Below are 6,598 nucleotides of genomic sequence, written 5' to 3'. Positions count from 1 at the left end.
GCAATACCAGCAGCAGCGGCAGAAACCTGCGCGTCATACGAACCTCGGGGATGTTCGCCCGGCTCCGGTCGCGCCTGCCACGCCGTGCCGGTCCCCGGTCACGCCGCACCTCTGCGCCGGAGGCGGAATGGCGTCGACGCGGGGGCAGGCGACCTGGCTCGGCTTCGAACACCGTTCTCGTGCGTGTCCAAGCCATCACAGTTGCGGCACAGCACCGGGTTCGCACCGGTTTCGCTGACCTCGCGTCGCTGGCCAACAGGCCGCTGACCAGCGTGAGGAACGCTACCACCGCCGACCCTGGTCCCGGGGCCGAAGGTTCACGTAGCCTTGAAAAGGTTAGCCGGGAGCTACACTGGGCTCAAGCTCCAGCCGGTTTGAGCCCATCAGGAACGAAGTCGTTCGTCGCAGCCAGATCGTTACCGTCCGGATGAGAAAATCCACACTGCGAGAGGGTGCCCTCGTGTTTCCTGGGTGTTAAGGTCGCGCTAATCAGCGGGCCATCGTCGTCCCGAGCACAGCAAACCGGGGGAACTTTCCGAACTGAGCACGACGACGACGAAGGAGGTCCCCGCATGATCTTCTCCGCCAACCCTGGCAGGCAGGGTCTGTACGACCCCAGCACCGAACAGGACTCCTGCGGTGTTGCCATGGTGGCCGATATCCGCGGGCGACGCACACACGGCATCATCACCGACGGGCTGACGGCGCTCACCAACCTCGACCACCGCGGGGCCGCCGGCGCCGAGCCCACCTCCGGCGACGGTGCCGGCATCCTTCTCCAGCTTCCCGACGAGTTCCTGCGCGCGGTCACCGGGTTTCCGCTGCCGGAACCGGACGAGCACGGTCACCACCGGTACGCCGCCGGTATCGCCTTTCTGCCTGCCGAAACCGAGCGGCGCACCAAGGCGGTCGCCCTCATCGAGCGGCTCGCCGGGGAAGAGGACCTCGACATTCTGGGCTGGCGCGAACTGCCCACCGACGCCGACGGCGCCGACATCGGCCCGACGGCGCGCTCGGTGATGCCGCACTTCGTCATGCTCTTCGTAGCGGGCAAGGCGAACGCCGACGGTGTCCGTCCCGCCGGGATCGAACTCGACCGGCTGACCTTCTGCCTCCGCAAGCGGGTCGAGCGCGACAGCGTGCCCGCCGAATGCGGCACCTACTTCCCGTCGCTGTCCGCCCGCACCCTCGTCTACAAGGGCATGGTCACGCCCGAGCAGTTGCCCGCCTTCTTCCCCGACCTGCGGGACGAGCGGCTGACCAGCGCCATCGCCCTGGTGCACAGCCGGTTCTCCACGAACACCTTCCCGTCGTGGCCGCTGGCACACCCTTTCCGCTACGTGGCACACAACGGTGAGATCAACACCGTGCGCGGCAACCGCAACCGCATGCGCGCACGCGAGGCGCTGCTCGACTCCGACCTCATCCCCGGCGACCTGACCAGGCTCTACCCGGTCTGCTCGGCCGACGCCTCCGACTCGGCCTCCTTCGACGAGGTGCTCGAACTGCTGCACCTCGGCGGCCGCAGCCTGCCGCACGCGGTGCTGATGATGATTCCGGAGGCGTGGGAAAACCACGCCACGATGGATCACGAGCGCCGGGCCTTCTACCAGTTCCACGCCAATCTGATGGAGCCGTGGGACGGTCCCGCCTGCGTGACCTTCACCGACGGCGCCCTCGTCGGCGCGGTGCTCGACCGCAACGGTCTGCGCCCCGCGCGCTGGTGGCGCACCGCGGACGACCGCGTCGTGCTGGCCAGCGAGGCCGGCGTGCTCGACGTCCCGCCGGAGAACGTGGTCGCCAAGGGGCGGCTCAAGCCGGGCCGGATGTTCCTGGTGGACACCGGGGCCGGGCGGCTGATCGACGACAACGAGGTCAAGAGCGGCCTGGCCCGCGAATACCCGTACGGCGACTGGGTCCACGCCGGACTGCTGCAGCTGGCCGAGCTGGCCGACCGCGACCACGTCACGCAGACCCACGACTCGGTGCTGCGCCGCCAGCTTTCCTTCGGCTACAGCGAAGAAGAGCTGAAGATCCTGCTCGCCCCGATGGCCCTCAAGGCCGCGGAGCCGATCGGGTCGATGGGCACGGACACCCCGCCCGCGGTGCTGTCGAAGCGTTCGCGTCAGCTCTACGACTACTTCAAGCAGGCTTTCGCGCAGGTCACCAACCCTCCGCTGGACGCGATCCGTGAGGAACTGGTCACCTCGATGAGCCGGATCATGGGCCCGGAGGGGAACCTGCTGGAGCCCGGCCCGGCGTCCTGCCGTCACATCGAACTGCCGTACCCGGTGATCGACAACGACGAGCTGGCCAAGCTCATCCACATCAACGACGACGGGGATCTCCCCGGTTTCGCCTGCACCGTCCTGTCCGGACTGTTCGAAGTGGACGGTGGTGGCAAGGCGCTGGCGGCGGCGATCGAACGCGTGCGCCGCGAGGCGTCCGAGGCGATCGCGGCGGGCGCCCGCACCCTGGTGCTGTCCGACCGGGACTCCGACCACCGGATGGCGCCGATCCCCTCGCTGCTGCTGGTGTCCGCGGTGCACCACCACCTGGTGCGCACCAAGGAACGCCTCCGCGTCGCACTGGTGGTGGAAAGCGGCGATGCGCGCGAGGTGCACCACATCGCGCTGCTGCTCGGCTACGGCGCCGCCGCGGTGAACCCGTACCTGGCCTTCGAAACCATCGAAGACCTGATCCACCAGGGCATGCTCACCGGCGTCGAACCCCGGCAGGCCGTCCGCAACTACGTCAAGGCGCTCGTCAAGGGCGTGCAGAAGATCATGTCGAAGATGGGCATCTCCACGGTGAGTGCCTACACCGCGGCCCAGGTCTTCGAATCGCTCGGCCTGTCACAGGAACTGCTCGACGAGTACTTCACCGGCACCGTCTCCAAGCTGGGCGGGGTCGGCCTGGACGTGCTCGCCGAGGAGGTCGCCATGCGGCACCGCCGGGCGTATCCGGACAACCCGACCGACCGGGTGCACCGCAGGCTCGACGCCGGTGGCGAGTACGCCTTCCGCCGCGAGGGCGAACTGCACCTGTTCACCCCGGAGACGGTGTTCCTGCTGCAGCACGCCTCCAAGACCCGCAAGGAAGAGGCCTACCGGGCCTACACCGAAGAGGTGCACCGCCTGGCGCGCGACGGCGGCCTGCTGCGCGGGATGTTCGAATTCCGCACCGGGGAACGGCAGCCGATCCCCCTCGACGAGGTCGAGTCGGTCGAGTCGATCTGCAGGCGGTTCAACACCGGCGCCATGTCCTACGGGTCGATCTCGGCCGAGGCGCACCAGACGCTGGCGATCGCGATGAACCGCATCGGCGGCCGGTCCAACACCGGTGAGGGCGGCGAGGATCCGGAACGGCTCTACGACCCGGAGCGCCGCAGCGCCATCAAGCAGGTCGCGAGTGGACGGTTCGGGGTGACCAGCGAGTACCTGGTCAACGCCGACGACATCCAGATCAAGATGGCCCAGGGCGCCAAGCCCGGTGAGGGCGGTCAGCTCCCGCCGAACAAGGTGTACCCGTGGATCGCGCGCACCCGGCACTCGACGCCGGGGGTGGGGCTGATCTCGCCGCCGCCGCACCACGACATCTACTCCATCGAGGACCTGGCGCAGCTCATCCACGACCTGAAGAACGCCAACGAAAAGGCCCGCATCCACGTGAAGCTGGTCTCCGAACTCGGCGTCGGCACGGTCGCGGCGGGCGTGTCGAAGGCGCACGCGGACGTGGTGCTCATTTCCGGGCACGACGGCGGCACCGGCGCCTCTCCGCTGAACTCGCTCAAGCACGCGGGCACACCGTGGGAGATCGGGCTCGCCGAGACGCAGCAGACCTTGCTGCTCAACGGTTTGCGGGACCGGATCACGGTGCAGGTGGACGGTGCGATGAAGACCGGGCGGGACGTGGTGATCGCCGCGCTGCTCGGTGCCGAGGAGTACGGCTTCGCGACCGCCCCGCTGGTCGTGGCGGGCTGCATCATGATGCGGGTCTGCCACCTCGACACCTGCCCGGTGGGCGTGGCCACGCAGAACCCTGATCTGCGCAAGCGTTACACCGGCCAGGCCGAGCACGTGGTGAACTACTTCCGGTTCGTCGCACAGGAAGTGCGGGAACTGCTGGCGCAGCTCGGCTTCCGCACCCTCGACGAGGCGATCGGCCGGGCGGACCTGCTCGACGTCGACCAGGCCGTGGACCACTGGAAGGCGGCCGGGCTCGACCTCAAGCCGATCTTCGAGATGCCCACCGACACCCCGTACGGCGGCGCGCGCCGCAAGGTCCGCGAACAGGACCACGGGCTGGAGCACGCGCTCGACCGCACGCTGATCCAGTTGGCCGAGGCCGCACTCGAGGACGCGCACCCGGTACGGCTGGAACTGCCGGTCCGCAACGTGAACCGGACCGTGGGCACCCTGCTCGGCTCGGAGATCACCCGGCGCTACGGCGGCGAGGGCCTGCCCGACGGCACGATCCACGTGCGGCTCACCGGTTCCGCCGGGCAGTCGCTCGGCGCGTTCATGCCGCGCGGGATCACGCTGGAGATGGTCGGCGACGCCAACGACTACGTCGGCAAGGGCCTGTCCGGCGGCCGCATCATCGTGCGCCCGCACCCGGACGCGACCTTCGCCGCGGAACGCCAGGTGATCGGGGGCAACACCATCGCCTACGGGGCCACGTCGGGGGAGATCTTCCTCCGCGGCCAGGTGGGCGAGCGGTTCTGCGTCCGCAACTCCGGCGCCGTCGTGGTCGCCGAAGGGGCGGGGGACCACGCCTTCGAGTACATGACCGGGGGCCGGGCCGTCGTGCTCGGGCCGACCGGGCGCAACCTCGCCGCCGGCATGTCCGGCGGGATCGGCTACGTGCTCGACCTTGATCGCCGCAACGTCAACGGCGAGATGGTCGATCTGGTCCCGCTGGAGCCGGAGGACCTGACCTGGTTGAAGAACATCGTCACCCGTCACCACGAGCTGACCCGCTCGACCGTGGCCGCGTCGCTGCTGGGCGACTGGCCGCGCCGCTCGGCGGCCTTCACCAAGATCATGCCGCGGGACTACGCGCGCGTGCTCGAGGCGATGAAGAAGGCCAAGGCAAGCGGGCGCGACGTGGACGAGGCCGTTATGGAGGTGGCCCGTGGCTGACCCGACGGGCTTCATGAAATTCGAGCGGGAAGAACCGAAGAAGCGGCCCCGTGAAGAGCGCGCCCACGACTGGCGCGAGGTCTACGCCGAGGCAAGCCCCGAAGCGCGCAACAAGAAGGTGCGCGTCCAGGCGACCCGCTGCATGGACTGCGGTATCCCGTTCTGCCACTCCGGGAGTTCGGGTTGCCCGCTGGGCAACCTCATTCCCGAGTGGAACGACCTGGTGCGCCAGGGGCACTGGGCCGCCGCCAGCGACCGGCTCCACGCGACGAACAACTTCCCGGAGTTCACCGGGAAGCTGTGTCCCGCGCCGTGCGAGGCGGGGTGCGTGCTGTCCATCTCGCCCGCCTCGGGCGGTCCGGTCACGATCAAGCAGATCGAGGCCACCATCGCCGAGCAGTCCTGGGAGATGGGCATCGTCGAAGCGCAGGTCGCCGAGGTGTCCTCGGGCCAGCGCGTGGCGGTCGTCGGTTCGGGCCCGGCGGGACTGGCCGCCGCGCAGCAGCTGACCCGTGCCGGTCACGAGGTGACCGTCTACGAGCGGGACGACCGGCTCGGCGGGCTGCTCCGCTACGGCATCCCCGAGTTCAAGATGGAGAAGAAGCACCTCGACCGGCGTCTCGCGCAGCTGCGCAAGGAAGGCGCCCGGTTCGTCACCGGGTGCGAGGTCGGCGTCGACCTGACCGTGGAGCAGCTCCGCGCCGAGTACGACGCGGTGGTGCTGGCGGTGGGCGCGCTGCGCGGCCGTGACGACACCACCACGCCGGGCCGGGAGCTCGCCGGGATCCACCTGGCGATGGAGCACCTCGTGCAGGCCAACCGGCAGTGCGAGGGCGACGGCCCGCCGGAGATCGACGCGAACGGCAAGCACGTGGTGGTCATCGGCGGTGGCGACACCGGTGCCGACTGCTACGGCACCGCCACCCGTCAGGGCGCGTTGTCGGTGACGCAGCTCGACCAGTACCCGATGCCGCCCACTACGCGCGACGACGACCGCTCGCCGTGGCCGACCTGGCCGTACATCCTGCGGACCTACCCGGCGCACGACGAGGGCGGTGAGCGGCTCTTCGGGGTCGCGGTGAAGCGCTTCGTGGGCGACGACGAGGGGCACGTGCGAGCGATCGAGCTGCAGCACGTGCGGGTTACGCGTGACGGGGAGACCGGGGTGCGGACGGTCGAGCCGGTCGGCGACGAGATCGAGACCATCCCGGCGGATCTGGTGCTGCTGGCGATCGGGTTCGAGGGCGTGGAGCGGATGCGCCTGCTCGACGACCTCGGGCTGTCGCTGACCCAGCGCGGCGCGCTGTCCTGCGGTGCGGACTGGCAGACCGAGGCACCGGGTGTCTTCGTCTGCGGCGACGCGCACCGTGGCGCGTCGCTGGTGGTGTGGGCGATCGCGGAGGGCCGCTCCGTGGCCCACGCGGTCGACACCTACCTCACCGGCAGCTCCGACC

Annotated in this window: 2 protein-coding genes and 1 riboswitch; both genes read left to right on the top strand. The window is 69.6% G+C overall.

Annotated features, from left to right (window positions below; all coding sequences use genetic code 11):
* Window positions 1-126: 126 nt before the first annotated feature.
* Window positions 127-287: riboswitch (cobalamin riboswitch) on the bottom strand.
* A 285-nt stretch (window positions 288-572) separates the two neighbouring features.
* The gene (gene gltB, locus FNH05_RS28630; protein ID WP_144591960.1) at window positions 573-5,144 is read left to right on the top strand and encodes a glutamate synthase large subunit; all 4,572 of its coding nucleotides are present in this window, start codon (window positions 573-575) and stop codon (window positions 5,142-5,144) included.
* The coding region (locus FNH05_RS28625; protein WP_144591959.1) for a glutamate synthase subunit beta at window positions 5,137-6,598 on the top strand (1,462 nt) is incomplete at its 3' end. The genes gltB and FNH05_RS28625, both read left to right, overlap by 8 nt.

The organism is Amycolatopsis rhizosphaerae (genome assembly GCF_007713715.1).
Lineage (GTDB): Bacteria > Actinomycetota > Actinomycetes > Mycobacteriales > Pseudonocardiaceae > Amycolatopsis_E > Amycolatopsis_E rhizosphaerae.
The sequence above is the reverse complement of the archived record's forward strand: the minus strand, read 5'-3'. Positions and strand labels throughout refer to the sequence as shown.